The following is a 16,967-nucleotide window of genomic DNA, read 5'->3' as shown; positions in this document are numbered from 1 at the left end:
CATTTTATTTCAGGTGGTTAATTATGTGTATTGGCGTCCCCGGTCAGGTGCTGGCCGTCGGAGATGATATTCACCAGCTTGCGCAGGTGGAAGTGTGTGGCATCAAACGTGATGTCAATATTGCTCTGATTTGTGAAGGTAAGCCAGCCGATCTGATAGGGCAATGGGTATTGGTACACGTTGGTTTTGCGATGAGCATCATTGACGAAGACGAAGCGAAAGCCACGTTAGATGCGCTGCGCCGCATGGAGTACGACATCACCAGCGCGTGATCCCTTAATCACCTCTATTATATCGCTCTATAATCGTTGTATAATTATTTATATATCGATTGTGGGGCGAAACCTATGAATAAATTTTTGCGCCAGCTCTCTCTGCTGGCGTTGCTTTTTTGCTGGCCGTTAATGTCACAGGCGGCGCGTACTTTTACCGATCAACTTGGCCGCCAGGTCACGGTTCCCGATACCCTCGACAGAGTGGTGGTGCTCCAGCATCAAACGCTCAATCTCCTTGTACAGATGAATGCCACTGACAAAATCGTTGGGGTCATGGCGAACTGGAAACAGCAATTAGGCGACGGCTATGCGCGTCTGGCGCCGGAACTGGCGCAAAAAGCCTCGCTGGGCGATCTAACGCACGTTGATCCTGAAAAACTGGTGGCGCTGCGCCCGCAGGTGGTGTTTGTCACGAATTACGCTCCGCAGGAGATGATCGACAAGATCAGCCGTCTTGGCATTCCGGTGGTGGCGATTTCGCTGCGCCATGATGTTGCTGGCGAGCAGGCTAAAATGAACCCGACCCTGGCCGATGAAGAGCAGGCTTATAATCGCGGGCTGCGTGAAGGAATAACGCTGATTGGCGATATCGTCAATAAACCGCAGGAGGCGAAAGCGCTGATTGAGGCGATGAATAAAGGTCGCAAGATGGTCAGCGACCGTTTGCAGTCGGTTCCTGAAAATGAGCGAGTTCGCGCCTATATGGCGAATCCGGAGCTGACCACCTACGGTTCCGGTAAATACACCGGTCTGATGATGGCCCATGCGGGGGCGCTGAATGTAGCGGCATCCTCGGCGAAAGGCTTTAAGCAGGTGACAATGGAGCAGGTGATCGCCTGGGATCCACAAGTAATCTTTGTCCAGAATCGCTATCCAAAGGTCGTCAATGAGATCCTGCACAATCCCCAGTGGCAGGTCATTGACGCGGTGAAGCATCATCGGGTTTACCTGATGCCGGATTATGCCAAAGCCTGGGGATATCCGATGCCGGAGGCGGTGGGAATCGGCGAACTATGGATGGCGAAAAAACTCTATCCGGAAAAATTCCACGATATTGACATGCAAAAGGCCGCTAACGACTGGTATCAACGTTTTTACCGTACTGACTATCAGGGCGTACAGTGATGCGAATACTGGCTGCGGGGAGCTTGCGCGTCGTCTGGCCGCAGCTAATGACGGCGTTTCAGGCGGATGCGGTATGTGATTTCGGTCCGGCGGGGCTGTTACGTGAACGCATCGAAGCGGGCGAAGCATGCGACTTTTTTGCTTCGGCGAACCTGGCGCATCCGCAGGCGCTGCTGGAAAGCGGGCGGGCACTGCGGGTCGCGCCTTTTACGACGAACCGTTTGTGTCTGAGCGTGCGGGCACAGGCGATGCGTGAAGGCGAGGACTGGCTGTCGCTATTAACCCGGCGGGATCTGCGGATCGGCACCTCAACAGCAGGTTGCGATCCTTCCGGCGATTATACGCAGCAGCTTTTTTCGCGGATGGGCAAGGAGGGCGAAGCGATCCGAAAACGCGCGGTAGCGCTGGTTGGCGGCAGACAGACTTTGCCGTTACCGGCGGGCCGGCTGGCGGCGGAATGGCTCATCAATCATGATTACACCGATATCTTTATCGGCTATGCCAGCTATGCTCCCAGGCTACGGCAGGTTAATTCGCTGCGAGTGGTTGATATCCCGGAACCTTATAATCCCGTGGCTGAATATGGCTTTGCCTGCCTGAGCGAGCAGGGAAAAACGCTTGCCGACTTTTTACTGTCAGCACGGGCGAGGTTGATTCTCATGCAACATGGGTTTAGTGAAGCGCCGCATATGACGCACTCGCAGAACTGATAAGCGAAGCGTCAGCAGGGAATACCATGCCGGATGACGACATTACTACCTCATCCGGCATTATGGTTTAACTTTGACGTTTATCTTCGGTATGGTTTTCGAAGTCGCTGGCGTCATGGCGTTCATGAAGCCGTTCGTTCAATGGGCCGTTGGTCCGGTTGACAATGCGCCCCCGCTTTACCGCCGGACGTTCGGCTACCTGTTTCGCCCAGCGTTGTACGTTTTGATAACTTCCGGCATCCAGAAACTCCGCTGCATCATAGACATTCCCCAGCACCACGTTGCCGAACCACGGCCAGATGGCCATATCGGCAATAGTGTACTCTTCTCCCGCGACATACGGGTGGTGAGCTAACTGCTTATCCAGCACGTCCAGCAGACGCTTGGCTTCCATGGTGAAGCGATTAATGGCGTACTCAATTTTTACCGGCGCATAATGATAGAAGTGACCGAAACCGCCGCCGAGGAACGGCGCCGCGCCCTGTAGCCAGAACAACCAGTTAAGGGTTTCTGTGCGCTTAGCCAGATCCTGCGGCAGGAAATGGCCAAACTTATCCGCCAGATAAACAAGAATTGCGCCCGACTCAAAAACCCGAATCGGCGGGTTGTATGAGTTATCGCGCAGCGCCGGAATTTTTGAGTTCGGATTGATGTCAACAAAGCCGCTGGAGAACTGATCGCCCTCGCCGATGCGAATCAACCAGGCGTCATATTCGGCGCCGGTCACGCCCAGCGCCAGGAGTTCTTCCAGCATAATGGTCACTTTCTGGCCGTTAGGCGTCCCCAGCGAATAGAGCTGTAACGGATGTTTGCCGACGGGCAGCGTTTTGTCGTGCGTCGGGCCGGAAACCGGGCGATTAATGTTAGCGAACGCGCCGCTGCCGGATTTATCCCACGTCCAGACTTTTGCGGGTTGATAAGTATTATCTGCCATATTGACCTGCCTTCACAGTGGTGGTGTTGAAGCAGTGTAGCAGCTTGCTAACCGGACATTTAACCGATTGGGACATTCCGACGAGTGAAATTTTAACCTTCTGGCCTCAGTGTGCCTTATTGAGGTGTATGATTATGTCGACCTCTGTCCGGTTAGTGTCACAGAGCAGACAATCAGAGCGAAATCACGCCAGGCTGCTCAGGCGGTCTTGTTTTGAGGTAAGTGCATGAGCAAAGGAACCACCAGTCAGGATGCCCCCTTCGGGACATTATTGGGTTACGCCCCCGGCGGCGTAGCGATCTACTCTTCAGATTACAATTCCCTCGATCCGTGGGACGACGACGACGCAGCTTTTCGTAGCTACATCGACGATGAATACATGGGGCATAAATGGCAGTGCGTGGAATTTGCCCGCCGTTTTCTCTTTCTGAATTATGGCGTTGTTTTTACTGACGTCGGCATGGCCTGGGAAATTTTCTCGCTGCGTTTTCTGCGCGAGGTCGTGAATGACAATATTTTGCCTTTGCAGGCCTTCCCGAACGGTTCGCCGCGCGCGCCGGAGGCCGGGGCGTTGCTCATCTGGCAAAAGGGCGGCGAGTTTAACGAAACCGGGCACGTCGCGATTATCACCCAACTCCTGGATAACAAAATTCGCATTGCTGAGCAAAACGTTATCCACACGCCATTGCCGCCAGGGCAGCAGTGGACTCGCGAACTGGAAATGGTCGTAGAAAACGGGTGTTACACCCTGCGCGACACCTTTGATGACACGACGATTTTAGGCTGGATGATCCAGACCGACGACACGCAATACAGTTTGTCACAGCCTGACATCGCGAATCAGTCGCTGGCGATTCGCGGCGCAAGGCTGCCAGAGAAAGGTCAGTTTGACGGTCAGTGGCTGGATGAGCGCGATCCGTTACAAAAAGCCTATGTACAGGCGAACGGACACGTTATCAATCAGGACCCGTACCAGTATTTTACCATCACCGAGAGCGCCGAACAGGAGCTTATCAAAGCGACCAATGAGTTGCATTTGATGTACCTGCACGCCACGGACAAAGTTTTAAAAGACGATAATCTGCTGGCGCTATTCGATATCCCCAAAATTCTTTGGCCGCGCCTGCGTCTCTCCTGGCAGCGCCGTCGTCACCATATGATCACCGGTCGTATGGATTTCTGCATGGATGAACGCGGGCTGAAAGTCTATGAATACAATGCCGATTCCGCATCATGCCATACCGAAGCGGGATTAATTCTCGAAAAATGGGCTGAGCAGGGCTATACCGGTAAAGGGCATAACCCGGCGGAGGGCTTAATTAACGAGCTGGCAGGCGCCTGGAAACACAGTAAAGCGCGTCCTTTCGTCCATATCATGCAGGATGATGATATCGAGGAGGACTATCACGCGCAGTTTATGCAGCAGGCGCTGCATCAGGCCGGTTTCGCGAGCAAAATTCTCCGCGGGCTGGGCGAGTTGCGCTGGGATGACGCCGGGCAGTTGATCGATGGCGACGGACGGCTGGTGAATTGTGTCTGGAAAACCTGGGCGTGGGAAACGGCAATGGAGCAGATACGCGAAGTCAGCGAGACGGAGTATGCCGCAGTGCCTATTCGTACCGGGCACCCGGAAAATGAAGTCCGGCTGATTGATGTATTACTGCGCCCGGAAGTGTTGGTGTTTGAACCGCTGTGGACGGTGATCCCGGGTAACAAAGCGATCCTGCCCATCCTGTGGTCGCTCTTCCCACATCATCGCTATTTGCTCGACACGGATTTTACCGTTAACGATGAGCTGGTGCAGACCGGCTATGCGGTAAAACCGATTGCCGGACGTTGCGGTAGTAATATTGATTTGGTGAGCCATCAGGAAGAACTCCTGGATAAAACCAGCGGCAAGTTCGCCACGCAGAAAAATATCTATCAGCAGTTGTGGTGCCTGCCGAAGGTCGCCGGGAAGTATATTCAGGTCTGTACGTTTACCGTGGGCGGTAACTACGGCGGTACGTGCCTGCGCGGCGATGATTCATTAGTCATTAAAAAAGAGAGCGATATTGAACCGTTAATCGTCATCAAAGCGTAACGGGGTCATTCTCGTCGGGATATCGGCGTTGGCGCCGATATCCCGCCTGTTGTGTTTACCAACGAACGGCTGTCAGCTTGCCATTTACTGGTAACATATGAGAAATAATATCACAAATTATTCTTAACTTTTCTAACGCAGGCGGTGACGCTCGCTGCGTTGGCGCACTCGTTTCCTGATTTTCGTCTAATCGGTACTTTTTGCGGCTGGTTACGCCGCCCCTATCCCTTTGGATTTCGGTCATGCCTGTTTGGCTGGTAAACGGACAGCATAATATATTGACGAGTTCAAATGACATTATTAGTCATATAAAAAGTTTACGTTAGGTTATTTTTCTATCGCAAAAGTTTGCGTTTAAACCCTGTCTGCAATCTTCGGAACGAGATATAGATACACCTAAGTAAATGCAGTTAATTATTATTCAACTATTATTGTCAGCCTTGTGAATGATATTTTCGTATAAAGTGAAGCGACTTCCATTATGACTATTAATGGTATTATTGAATAGTTTACTCTGTAATTATTTAAGTTTAGTGGACATTTTGTCTTATTCTGGTGAACGTATGGTTATGGCAGATGACAGCCGATTTTTCATTATGTTAGCATGAGTTGATAATACTTTATCCAGGCATAGATCAGGATGTCCACATATAATAAGGAGAATGGTATATGTTTAAAAAAGTATTAGGCTTGCGCCACTGGAATAATAATGTTGTAAAAATACCGCCGCCAGCAGAATCTGGCGCTAATGCGTCTGACGTGGTGGTGGATACTCCTGAGCCTTATGAGCGGATACTGTGTCAAAAAATTCTGATGGGGATCTCGACGATCGATATCATTCGTAATGCCATCATTAAGTCCTGTGAGCAGCTCAATATTGAAAAAGAACGCATTAATGAACTTAACGAACAGAATGATAAAGCCAGAAGTTCATTAAAATCGCTCGTGGAATTTATCACCGAAATTGGCACGACTTCATCAGATATTGGCTGTCGTATGGGCGACTTAAATACCTCCTTAACGCAAATTAATGCGTGTATTAAAGAGATACAGAAGATCGCTAACCAGACCAATTTGATAGCGATTAACTCCGCGATCGAGGCCGCGCGCGTAGGGGATGCCGGGCGTGGTTTTAGCGTTATTTCGAAAGAAGTGAAAAACCTGTCCGAAGATGTTAAACACAGTTCGAAAAGCGTCAGTACGTTAACCTCTGTAATCAAAGATAATACGGCCAGAGTGAGTGAGGTGCTGGATAACCAACAGCCGGTTATTGATAATATTACGACTAACATAAATCAAATTGTGGAGTCTATTGGCATCGTCATTGATAAATCGCTGAGCATGAAATCGGTCATGCAGTACATCTCTACGGTGCAGTTTTTGAATATTGTCAAAGTTGACCATGTTATCTGGAAAATGGAAGTCTACAAATTACTCTTAAATAAAGACATAAACAGTAAAATAACGATGCACGATCAGTGTCGGCTGGGGAAATGGTACTACGGTTTTGAAGGGCAGCAGTTTAGCAATTACTACAGTTTCCGTAGTCTGGAAGCGCCGCATAAAGAGGTGCATACCGCTGGTCACTCTGCGCTGAACTATTTTGCCGCAGGCGATATGAATGCGATGTCGCAAGAACTCGACAGAATGGAGCGATCCAGTAATGAGGTGGTTAACCAGCTGGAAATGCTGGCTGTCGATTTGTTAAAAGAAACCACAGTGTGAAGTCATGAGTTATTACCGTATAACCAACAGGAGCCATCATCAACAGGACTGATGTATCACACTTTCTGCACTGGAGTTATTCCGGACAGAGAAAAAAAGCATGACGCAGAAGATGGCTGTGTTTGTTTACCCGAATCACTTACCTTAGTAAGTGATTCGGGATTAATCAGCAACCTCTTTGCTTTTTATCGGTGGCCAGACTTTGGCTGGAAAAGTGCGTTACTGCTAAATTTCTCACTCTCTTACCGCCTTCCTGCCCCTCGAAATACCTGAAACCTGTGCTCACAGATTAATAGCGATTATTTAATCGTGAAATAACGCTGGGCATTATTGAAGCAGATATCCTGAACCATACGGCTTAACATCGCTTCATCATCAGGAATCTCTCCGTCCTGCGCCCACTGTCCCAGCAGGTTACAGAGAATACGCCGGAAATATTCATGTCGCGTATAAGAAAGGAAACTGCGGGAGTCGGTCAGCATCCCGACAAACTGACTTAACAGTCCCATTTGCGACAGTTGCTCCAGTTGGCGCAGCATCCCGTCTTTCTGATCGTTAAACCACCAGCCGGAACCAAACTGCACTTTTCCGGCAATTCCCGGCCCCTGGAAGTTACCGATCATGGTCGCCAGGACTTCGTTATCACGTGGGTTCAGGCAATAGAGGATAGTCTTGGGCAGTTCATTGGTCACATCCATACTGTCGAGCAAACGGGAGAGCGCCCAGCTAATGTTATTATCGCCAATAGAGTCAAAGCCGGTATCCGGCCCGAGCAGGCGGAACATACGGGTATTATTGTTACGGATCGCGCCAATATGTAGCTGCATCACCCAGCCGCGCGCGGCGTACTGACGGCCCAGCCAGACCAGCACCGCCGTGGTAAACTGGGCGATCTCAAGTTCGCTCAACGTTTCGCCTGCCAGACGTTTGCCCAGAATGGCGTCAAGCTGCGCGTCGTCGGGCACCGGCGCAAATCGCAGCGTTTCAATGCCATGATCGGACGCGCGGCAGCCGCAGGCGGCGAAATGGTCGAGGCGGCGAGTGAGCGCCTGACGTAAATCGTCGAAACGGGTAATGCTGACATCTGCCGCCGCTTCCAGTTTCCCCAGGTAATCGACAAAGCCGTCCAGTTCGATTTTGAAAACTTTGTCGGGGCGCCAGCTTGGCGCGACTTCAATATCAATGCTGTCGTCGGCGGCTATCTGGTGGTGATATTCCAGAGAATCTATAGGGTCGTCGGTGGTTCCGACCATCCGCACATTCATCTGCTGCATAATACCGCGCGCGGAAAAGGCCGGCGTCGCCAGTTTCTCATTACACTGCGTCCAGATACTTTCCGCGGTATCCGGTCCGAACAGCGTACCTGTAATGCCAAATGGACGGCGTAGTTCAAGGTGCGTCCAGTGATACAGCGGATTGCCCAGCGTTTTTGGAACGGTATTGGCCCAGGCCATATATTTTTCATAATCGCTGGTCTCTTTGCCGGTGATCAGCGACTCATCCACGCCTGCGCTTCGTAGCGCTCGCCATTTATAGTGGTCGCCTTCCAGCCAGATCTGACCGAGGTTATCGAAACGGCGATCGTCGGCGATTTCCTGCGGACTTAAATGGCAGTGGAAGTCATAAATCGGCATGGGCGCGGCGTATTTATGGTACAGCGTGCGGGCAATGTCGTTTTTAAGTAGAAAATCTTCAGTCATAAACGTAGCCATGATTTATCTCCTTACTTAGCCAGCGCTTCTACCGTGGCTTTCGCGCCATTCTGCAATAGCTGTTGGTAAGCGTCGGTAACGGCTTGCACAAATTCGTGGTTCTTCGGCAGGTCGTTGCCAAAGATAGACTCGATGGCCAGTAGCCCGCGAACGCGTTCTTCCGGCGTCTGATATTGCTGATGAATCGCCTGATACTGTGCAAGCAGCGGATCGACGACATCAATGGTTTTACCTTGCTCATCGACACCGCCGACATAACGCATCCATCCGGCGACGCCCAGCGTCAGGCGGCGATAGTCATCGCCCTGTTGCAAGTGCAGACGTACCGGGTCCAACAGACGCTGCGGCAGTTTCTGACTGCCATCCATCGCGATCTGCCAGGTGCGGTGTTTCAACGAGGGGTTAGTGAAACGCGCAATCAACAAATTCGCATACCCTTCCAGATCGGTGCCTTCCGGCATTGACAACGTCGGCGCTTGTTCATCAAGCATCAGCGCCAGCGCCGCGCGACGGTAAGCCGGGTTAGTCATAGTATCGGCGATAGTGTCATACCCGCCGAGATAACCCAGATAGGCGAGGAAAGAGTGACTGCCGTTAAGCATACGCAGCTTCATCATCTCAAACGGTACGACATCTGCAACGAATTGCGCGCCGACGGTATCCCAGTCCGGGCGACCATTCACAAAGTTATCTTCGATGACCCACTGGCGGAAGGGTTCGCAGGCGATAGCGCAAGGATCATAAACGCCCAACTGGTCGGCAACCAGTTGTAGCGTCTCTTCGGTCGCTGCCGGAACAATGCGGTCAACCATGGTGCAGGGGAAGGTCACATTGTCGGCAATCCATGCGGCGAGGGCGGCATCGCGAGCTTTTGCCAGGCCGAGGACGGCAGCCTTCGCGACGTGACCATTCTCGCGCACGTTATCGCACGACAGCACGGTAAAAGCTTTCAGTCCTTGCTCCCGGCGCATGTTTAGCGCTTCGACAATATAGCCAATGGCGGATTTAGGCTGCTGTGGATGGGCAAGATCGTTTTGGATCAGCGGGTTATTGACATCAAGCTCGCCGCTGGCGGGGTCGGTGCAGTAGCCTTTTTCGGTTACGGTTAAGGAGACGATGGCGGTTTCCGGGCGCGCCATTGCCGCCAGAATCCCTGCATGACCGTCGAATTCAGGGTGTAGCGCTTCTTTCATTGAACCGATAATTTTCAGTTCGGTGCTTTCTGCGCCGCGTTCTGCAACGGTGTACAGCAGATTTTGCGCTTTCAGGTTCGCGATCAGCCGCGCGTCGTTACCCGGCATCAGGTTCACTTCACAAATGCCCCAGTCGCTGTCGCTCTTTTCCAGTAGATGATGGGTAAAGAGCGCCTGGTGCGCGCGGTGAAACGCCCCGCAGCCCAGATGCACAATACGGGATACCAGACGTGATTTGTCCCAGTTTGGGCGGGCGACGGAAACCTGGGCGGTGGCGATATTCTGTTCCATTGCAAACTCCTGTCATTCGACGTCTTCGCCCGCGATCTCCGGGGCGAGGCATGTTGCTATTGCATTGAGTAGGGGAAATCGCATGACGCGTCGCGCCATGCGAAAGAAGGTTATTTGCTAAAGAAAGCGCGCTGGATAGCCAGTTCGACGCCGCGGACTTCCGCAAGCCCTTTCAGACGGCCAATGGCGGAATAACCCGGATTCGTTTTCTTCTTCAGATCGTCCAGCATCTGATGACCGTGGTCCGGGCGCATTGGGATCAGATCGTCGCTACCTTCGGCTTTACGACGGTGCTCTTCTTCCACAATCGCTTTAACGACTTCATACATATCCACATCGCCGTGCAAATGGGCGGCCTCGTGGAAGGTCTTTGGATTCTCTTCGCGCAGCGTAGAGCGCAGATGCGTAAAGTAGATGCGCGGACCAAATTGCTTGATTATATCAACCAGATCGTTGTCGGCGCGCACGCCGTAAGATCCGGTACACATGGTGAAGCCGTTCGCCATGCTATTAACGGTTTCAACCATCCATTGCATGTCTTCAATGGTAGAGACAATGCGCGGCAGGCCGAGAATAGGGCGCGGCGGATCGTCAGGGTGAACGGCCATACGCACGCCAACCTCGTCGGCAACCGGAATAATGGCTTTCAGGAAATAGGCAAAATGTTCACGCAGTTTTGCTTTATCGATATCTTTATACGTCGCCAGGTGTTGACGGAACTGATCCAGCGTATAGCCTTCTTCCGCGCCAGGTAAACCGGCAATAATGTTGCGGGTCAGACGTGCTTTGTCTTCCTCGCTCATGGTGGCGAAACGCCGCTCTGCCTGAGCAATCTCTTCTGCCGTATAGTCGGCTTCTGCTCCCGGACGCTTCAGGATGTGCAGTTCGAACGCGGCGAATTCAATCTGGTCAAAACGCAGCGCTTTTGAACCATCCGGCAATACGTATTCCAGATCCGTACGTGTCCAGTCCAGCACCGGCATAAAGTTATAGCAAACCGTATAGATACCGCATTGCGCCAGGTTACGCAGCGTTTGCTGGTAGTTTTTGATCCATAAATCGTACTGACCGGTGTGGGTTTTGATGTCTTCGTGGATAGGTACGCTCTCTACCACAGACCACTCCAGACCCGCCTCTTCAACGATTGCTTTACGTTTCTGGATCTCGTCTACCGACCAAATTTCTCCATTCGGAATATGGTGTAACGCCGTTACCACGCCGGTTGCGCCAGCCTGGCGTACATCTGACAGCGTTACCGGGTCGTTAGGTCCGTACCAGCGCCAGGTTTGTTTCATATCTCGTTTCCTCTTCTTGCGATAACGTCTTCGTGGTTGACCCATTGCCAGCCAACATCGAAACGTGCTTTGTAAACCCGTTCTGCCCCCTAAATTCAACCAAAATTTTTCTCATGTCAACCTTATTATCTAAATTGGCTAGCCAAATCACAAATATCATCATTCACGGTCTGCCAATTTTATTTATTTGATCTGCGTCAATTTTTGCTGGGTGAAAAGCATTCACCATTCAACTTGAAATGAGTTGATGTATTTATTTCAAGAATATTAAGGGCGGGAGTTGCCGCCAGATTTTGACCGGTCCGGATGAGAAAATATTGATTGGTCAACCAATTTTTGTAATTTCAGTTTTCCCGCTACAGGTCAGACGGCGCGGAGCTAATGTTTTTTAACGAGGCTTTATCATGAAGATGACAAAATTAAGATGGTGGATTATCGGCCTGGTCTGCGTGGGGACCATCGTAAACTACCTGTCCCGTAGCTCGCTTAGCGTTGCGGCGCCAGCGATGATGAAAGAACTCCATTTTGATGAGCAACAATATTCCTGGGTGGTGAGCGCCTTCCAGCTTTGTTACACCATTGCGCAGCCGATCACCGGCTATTTGATGGATGTCATCGGACTGAAAATCGGCTTCTTTATCTTTGCCTTGTTGTGGTCGCTGATCAACATGGCGCACGCGCTGGCCGGCGGCTGGATAAGCCTGGCATTTCTGCGTGGTCTGATGGGGCTAACCGAAGCGTCAGCGATTCCGGCCGGGATTAAAGCCAGCGCCGAATGGTTCCCGACGAAAGAACGTGGTATTGCGGGGGGCCTGTTTAATATCGGTACTTCAATTGGCGCGATGCTGGCGCCGCCGCTGGTGGTCTGGGCGATGCTGACCTTTGCTGATAGCGGCATCGGTACTGAAATGGCGTTTGTGATTACCGGTGGGATCGGCGTGCTGTTCGCCATCACCTGGTTCCTGATTTATAACTCGCCAAATAAACACCCGTGGATCACCCACAAAGAGCTGCGTTATATCGAAGACGGCCAGGAAAGCTATCTCCAGGACGATAATAAAAAACCGGCCGTTAAAGAGATCGTTAAAAAGCGTAACTTCTGGGCGTTGGCGATTACCCGTTTTCTTGCTGACCCGGCATGGGGAACGCTGAGTTTCTGGATGCCGCTGTATCTGATTAACGTGATGCATCTGCCGTTAAAAGAGATCGCCATGTTTGCCTGGCTGCCGTTCCTGGCGGCGGACTTCGGCTGCGTTGCAGGCGGTTTCCTGGCGAAGTTCTTCATGGAAAAGATGCACATGACCACGATCAATGCGCGTCGTTGTAGCTTTACCATCGGCGCTGTTTTGATGATTTCGATCGGTTTTGTCAGCATTACGACTAACCCGTATGTCGCCATTGCATTGATGAGTATTGGCGGTTTTGCGCACCAGACGCTGTCTACCGTTGTGATTACCATGAGCGCTGACCTGTTCAAGAAAAATGAGGTCGCGACGGTTGCCGGTCTGGCAGGATCTGCGGCATGGATGGGACAGTTAAGCTTCAACCTGTTTATGGGGGCATTGGTCGCTATTATCGGTTACGGCCCGTTCTTCATTGCACTCAGTCTGTTCGATATTATCGGCGCCATCATCCTGTGGGTACTGATTAAAGATCCGGAAAAGCACCACCCGCCAATGACGGAACAGCCGCTGGCGTCTCACCGCTAAAGCTGTCTCGGTTTCACAGGCCTGATAAGCGAAGCGCTACCGGGTTCTAACGGCCACCTTCGGGTGGCCGTCTTCATTACCCTTATCGGTAAAAATACGCGTTGGTTTTATACCAGCGCGTTATCATTTAGTTTGCCTGATTATTTTCAGATGCTGAAAATAATATTGTGGTAAGGGTTATTGTTTTTCGCCTGGATTTTTATCGACTCTCTGTCTCGCTGCGATCATCGATAAAGTCCCCTTTATGTAAATAAAGGTTCAATGCTTCTACTCTTTTCTCCATATATTTTGCGCAGCTTCACAAAAAATAACCTGATGTCGTAATGTCCACTCCCTAATATTCTCCATGCGCTATACGTTAATTTAAGTTTAAATTTCATGCTGGGGATATCACGATGTCACGTAATTTTACTGTTTCAGCCTGTCAGTATATTGTTACTGAAATAAACACTTTTGAAGATTTCATAACAAAGGTATTGTTACTGAAATAAACACTTTTGAAGATTTCATAACAAAGGTAAGGATACTTCTTAATAAAAGTCAGGGGGCTGATGCCGTTATCTTCCCGGAGCTATTTACCATTGAGCTATTTACACTATTGAAAAAATGGCAAGAAAGACCCATTTCACACCTAACTTTAATTGATCAGTTTACGGATGCCTATAAGCAGCTTTTTCAACAGGAAGCGAAAGAAAGAGGACAGTTCATTATTGCTGGCTCTCATCTGGAGCAGACTGGAGCAGATCGCTATGAGAATGTTGCGCATATATGGGGACCCGATGGCGAACATTATGCTCACAGTAAGACGCATATCTTCCCGGCTGAACGGGGTTGGTATACTCAGGAAGGCGATAAAATGGCTGTTTTTCAACTGCCATTTGCAAAGGTGGGTTTTAATATTTGTTATGAAGCAGAAATACCGGAGTGTGCTGCGACGCTGGCGGAACAGGGTGCTGAGTTAATTTTAACGCCTTCCGCTACGTTTACTGAACAGGGATTTTGGCGAGTCAGGCATTGTTGCCACGCACGTTGTATTGAAAATCAAATTTATCTTGTTCACTGTTGCCTGGGAGGAAACCCGGGCGGGCCACTGCCAGGCTGCTGGGCCCGAAGTTCAATTTTAAGCCCCTGTGATGTCGTGTGGAAAAATCCACAAGGTATTATCGCAGAGGCGCACGTCAATCAAGAGGATGTCATTTCAGGAGAAATTAACCTCGATGTTCTATATGAAAATAGACTTGGGGGGGCAGCAACAACGTTCAAGGACAGACGCAGAAAAGCAGGCATATATAATATCTGGCCATCACACATTAAATAACAGAATGTGTCCCTTCTATGTATTAGCTGGAGGTCGTTATGGGATATTTAAAATTACCTGAGGGTAAAAGGATTGCGGTCAATCTTGGTGTCGATGTAGATGCTCAGTCTTTATGGCTGGGCGGATTTAATCGACCGTCGCCATCCTTTATGTCACGAGGAGAGTTTGGCGCACAAGTTGGCGTTCCAAGGCTTCTGAAATTGTTCAAAGAAAATAATATCAAAACCACCTTTTTTATTCCCGGACACACTGTAGACACCTTCCCGGAAATCAGTAAAGCGATTTTTGATGCCGGGCATGAAATCGCTCACCATGGCTACTATCATGAAAACCCGACGCTGGTGAATCGTGATACAGAACGCCGACTTATGGATCTGGCGTTCGCCTGTTATAAAAGACATTTTGGCATACGCCCTGTGGGATACCGTTCTCCCTATTGGGATTATAGCGAGAATACGCTGGATCTTCTGGAGGAAGCCGGTTTTCTCTATGACAGTAGCCTGATGGCGAGAGATCTTGTGCCTTACCATCCTCAACGTTGGCAGGTGAATTGGGAAACGGGAAATATCGCAGGCCCGGCCAGCGCGATTCTGGAAATTCCTGTTAGCTGGTATCTGGATGATTTTCCCGCACTGGCGTATACCGGTAACCAGGAGGGGATGAGCGATACTGACGGTGTTCTGCGACGCTGGAAGGATATTTTTACCTATGCTTATAACCATCAGGAAAACGGTTTATATGCGATGGCTCTTCATCCGCAGATAATCGGTCATGGGCATCATATGATGATGTTGTCACGTTTGATTGAACATATTAAAGGGCATGATGGCGTATGGTTTGCAACCTGTGAAGAGATAGCCAGTGTCTGGGTGGATGACGAAGAGGATCGACAAAAAATGCTCCGTCCTGATGTTCGTGGCGTAGCGCCGGTTCCGGATGATTATGGCTGGCCAGGCAAATGATATCACCTCATGACAATGTTAATATCAGTCGGGTAACGGATTACCCGGGCAGAAGTTACCTGTTTGCCCGCTTGTTAATGCATATTGTCCATCAGAAAGGGAGACTATCCCGGGACGTATAAAATCTTTTTTATTTCGGTCAAAACGTTAATCAACGAGAATAGTTTGTTTTTTGATTTAAATCATTTTTTGTGTTCACAGGAAAATAAGCAAATAAAATTTATAATGTGAGTATTAAGAAAAATAAAATTTTCCATAGTGATTATTTTTATTTAATGCTTTGATTTTTAATGCTTTTGTATGTGTTAATTGATGTAAATCAATTTGGATTTTTTTTATTAAATAAGTAAAAATTAAGTTGATATTTGCTTCTTGATGTGTTTTTTATATATAGCTGATTATTATTCTGAAATGTCAATTTTTGAATAACGACGCTGTGATACCGGCACCAGGGATACTTTGCGATAAAAGGGATTGAATATGGCAGAGAGCGTTCAGTATAACCTCAATTGTATTTGGCCACAGCGGGCCAAAACCCTCTATTGCATTGCAACCAGCGGAATAACGTTCATCAGACGTGGGTAAACGTTGGCAAAATCCCTGCAAACCTGGCGCTTTTCACGCTGTGTTTTTTGGTCGTTGCGCTTTTAATAAGAGTCACAAGCGTTGGCCGCCGGTATTCGTCTGGCTGCTGAACTGCCACCTGATCAACAAGGAGATAAATCATGGATGCGATTTTTTTAAAGCTCGACAATATCAAAGGCGAAAGCCAGGTTGAAGGCTTTGAAGATCAGATAGAGATCATGTCTTATAGCCACAATGTGGCAATGCAGGTAAATAACGATGTTAGCCTCACTGAGCGGACTTCCGGGCGTGCGCATGTTGGTGAAATGTCGCTCACCAAATTTGTCGACCTCGCCACGCCTGTGCTCAATGAGTACTGCTGTAGCGGGAGGCTAATTAGAACCGCGGTGCTGACGTTGTGCCGCAATGACGACGGCAAAATGCGGTCGCTTATCGTTTATACCCTGACAAACGTGCTGATATCACAACTCAGTGTTAGCGGCGGCGCCGGCGGTAAGCCGGTGGAAACGATGTCGCTGAACTTCACGAAAATCAAATGGCAAATCACTGCCGAGAAATCAGACGGCGCTCAACAGGAGTCCAGAGCGTCAGTATGGGATCTGGCGATGGACCAGATAGGGAAATGATGATGACGCCAACCATTCCGGTCGCGCTATTCGACAGGCTCTTGGTTGAGGGGATAAGCCCACATGAATTGGTACGCCGCAAATTAATATGTTTATTCAACTCTTGCGCCGTGCCAGGTGGCGAGACATTACCGCCGCTGCTCACTCGGGGTATGCCGGAATGGCACGAGGTGAATGTGGGTGACAAACGGGTTCTCAACTGGTTTTGCCGTGAGCTTCGCGCTGCTATTTTACGTTATGAACCGAGCATCAACATGCTGAAAGTCAGTGTAAAAGATGCCTATCATCAGACGCTGGCGTTGTCTTTGGAAGCGATGTTACAGGATGAGTCTGAACCGTTAAGACTGGAGATAGCCTACTCTAACGGTAGATGGCGCTAGTAATGCAGGAAGGAACGCCGGGCCGGGCGTTTAACATTATCCCA

Annotated in this window: 13 protein-coding genes and 1 pseudogene; 10 read left to right on the top strand and 4 right to left on the bottom strand. The window is 49.9% G+C overall.

Features of this window, described 5'->3' with window-relative positions; all coding sequences use genetic code 11:
* The first annotated feature begins 23 nt into the window (after nucleotides 1-23).
* The 3 genes from hybG (at nucleotide 24) to AAYN39_RS08030 (ending at nucleotide 2,110) form a co-directional block, all read left to right on the top strand.
* Nucleotides 24-272 carry a hydrogenase maturation factor HybG gene (hybG, locus tag AAYN39_RS08040; protein ID WP_000334887.1) on the top strand — a complete coding sequence of 83 codons (249 nt, stop codon included), beginning with the start codon at nucleotides 24-26 and terminating at the stop codon, nucleotides 270-272.
* Between the two features lie 75 nt (nucleotides 273-347).
* Entirely contained in the window at nucleotides 348-1,400 is a 1,053-nt protein-coding gene (locus AAYN39_RS08035; protein WP_001032012.1) for an ABC transporter substrate-binding protein, read from the top strand.
* Nucleotides 1,400-2,110 (top strand): molybdate ABC transporter substrate-binding protein, encoded by a 711-nt coding sequence (locus AAYN39_RS08030; protein ID WP_001681930.1) that lies wholly within the window; start codon nucleotides 1,400-1,402, stop codon nucleotides 2,108-2,110. Before AAYN39_RS08035 ends, AAYN39_RS08030 begins: the two co-directional genes overlap by 1 nt.
* A 67-nt stretch (nucleotides 2,111-2,177) precedes the next feature.
* Here the strand turns inward: AAYN39_RS08030 and yghU are convergent, their stop codons facing one another.
* Complete coding sequence (yghU, locus tag AAYN39_RS08025; RefSeq protein ID WP_000774864.1) at nucleotides 2,178-3,044, bottom strand: glutathione-dependent disulfide-bond oxidoreductase; 867 nt, start codon at nucleotides 3,042-3,044, stop codon at nucleotides 2,178-2,180.
* A gap of 226 nt (nucleotides 3,045-3,270) precedes the next feature.
* Between yghU and gss the strand changes: the two genes are divergently transcribed.
* Both gss and AAYN39_RS08015 read left to right on the top strand, forming a co-directional pair.
* The gene (gss, locus tag AAYN39_RS08020; protein WP_000033690.1) at nucleotides 3,271-5,127 is read left to right on the top strand and encodes a bifunctional glutathionylspermidine amidase/synthase; all 1,857 of its coding nucleotides are present in this window, start codon (nucleotides 3,271-3,273) and stop codon (nucleotides 5,125-5,127) included.
* Nucleotides 5,128-5,796: 669 nt separating this feature from the next.
* The gene (locus AAYN39_RS08015) at nucleotides 5,797-6,852 is read left to right on the top strand and encodes a methyl-accepting chemotaxis protein (RefSeq protein ID WP_000475254.1); all 1,056 of its coding nucleotides are present in this window, start codon (nucleotides 5,797-5,799) and stop codon (nucleotides 6,850-6,852) included.
* 299 nt (nucleotides 6,853-7,151) lie between these two features.
* Here the strand turns inward: AAYN39_RS08015 and uxaC are convergent, their stop codons facing one another.
* The 3 genes from uxaC to uxuA form a co-directional block, all read right to left on the bottom strand.
* Nucleotides 7,152-8,564: a glucuronate isomerase gene (gene uxaC / locus AAYN39_RS08010; RefSeq protein WP_000190176.1), complete on the bottom strand. Its 1,413-nt coding sequence runs from the start codon at nucleotides 8,562-8,564 to the stop codon at nucleotides 7,152-7,154.
* Between the two features lie 11 nt (nucleotides 8,565-8,575).
* Nucleotides 8,576-10,048, bottom strand: a complete 1,473-nt coding sequence (locus AAYN39_RS08005; RefSeq protein ID WP_000437132.1) for a fructuronate reductase — start codon at nucleotides 10,046-10,048, stop codon at nucleotides 8,576-8,578.
* A gap of 110 nt (nucleotides 10,049-10,158) precedes the next feature.
* A complete protein-coding gene (gene uxuA / locus AAYN39_RS08000; RefSeq protein WP_000815485.1) occupies nucleotides 10,159-11,343 on the bottom strand; it encodes a mannonate dehydratase in 1,185 nt (394 codons plus the stop codon).
* 404 nt (nucleotides 11,344-11,747) lie between these two features.
* On the opposite strand from uxuA, the gene AAYN39_RS07995 reads away from it, so the two are divergent.
* From AAYN39_RS07995 to iraD, 5 genes and pseudogenes are all read left to right on the top strand, one after another.
* Nucleotides 11,748-13,052, top strand: coding sequence for an MFS transporter (locus tag AAYN39_RS07995; protein WP_000784371.1), 1,305 nt, complete (start codon nucleotides 11,748-11,750; stop codon nucleotides 13,050-13,052).
* 395 nt (nucleotides 13,053-13,447) lie between these two features.
* Nucleotides 13,448-14,370 (top strand): annotated as a pseudogene (locus AAYN39_RS07990) (carbon-nitrogen hydrolase family protein).
* Nucleotides 14,371-14,408: 38 nt separating this feature from the next.
* Nucleotides 14,409-15,332 (top strand): polysaccharide deacetylase, encoded by a 924-nt coding sequence (locus tag AAYN39_RS07985; protein ID WP_000540892.1) that lies wholly within the window; start codon nucleotides 14,409-14,411, stop codon nucleotides 15,330-15,332.
* Between the two features lie 725 nt (nucleotides 15,333-16,057).
* Complete coding sequence (locus AAYN39_RS07980) at nucleotides 16,058-16,543, top strand: Hcp family type VI secretion system effector (protein WP_000338756.1); 486 nt, start codon at nucleotides 16,058-16,060, stop codon at nucleotides 16,541-16,543.
* Nucleotides 16,543-16,923: an anti-adapter protein IraD gene (iraD, locus tag AAYN39_RS07975; RefSeq protein WP_001772482.1), complete on the top strand. Its 381-nt coding sequence runs from the start codon at nucleotides 16,543-16,545 to the stop codon at nucleotides 16,921-16,923. Before AAYN39_RS07980 ends, iraD begins: the two co-directional genes overlap by 1 nt.
* Nucleotides 16,924-16,967: the final 44 nt, after the last annotated feature.

It is taken from the genome of Salmonella sp. K21076 (genome assembly GCF_039650795.1).
In the GTDB taxonomy this organism is placed as follows: Bacteria; Pseudomonadota; Gammaproteobacteria; order Enterobacterales; family Enterobacteriaceae; genus Salmonella; species Salmonella enterica.
This window is presented reverse-complemented; position numbering and strand designations above follow the sequence as displayed.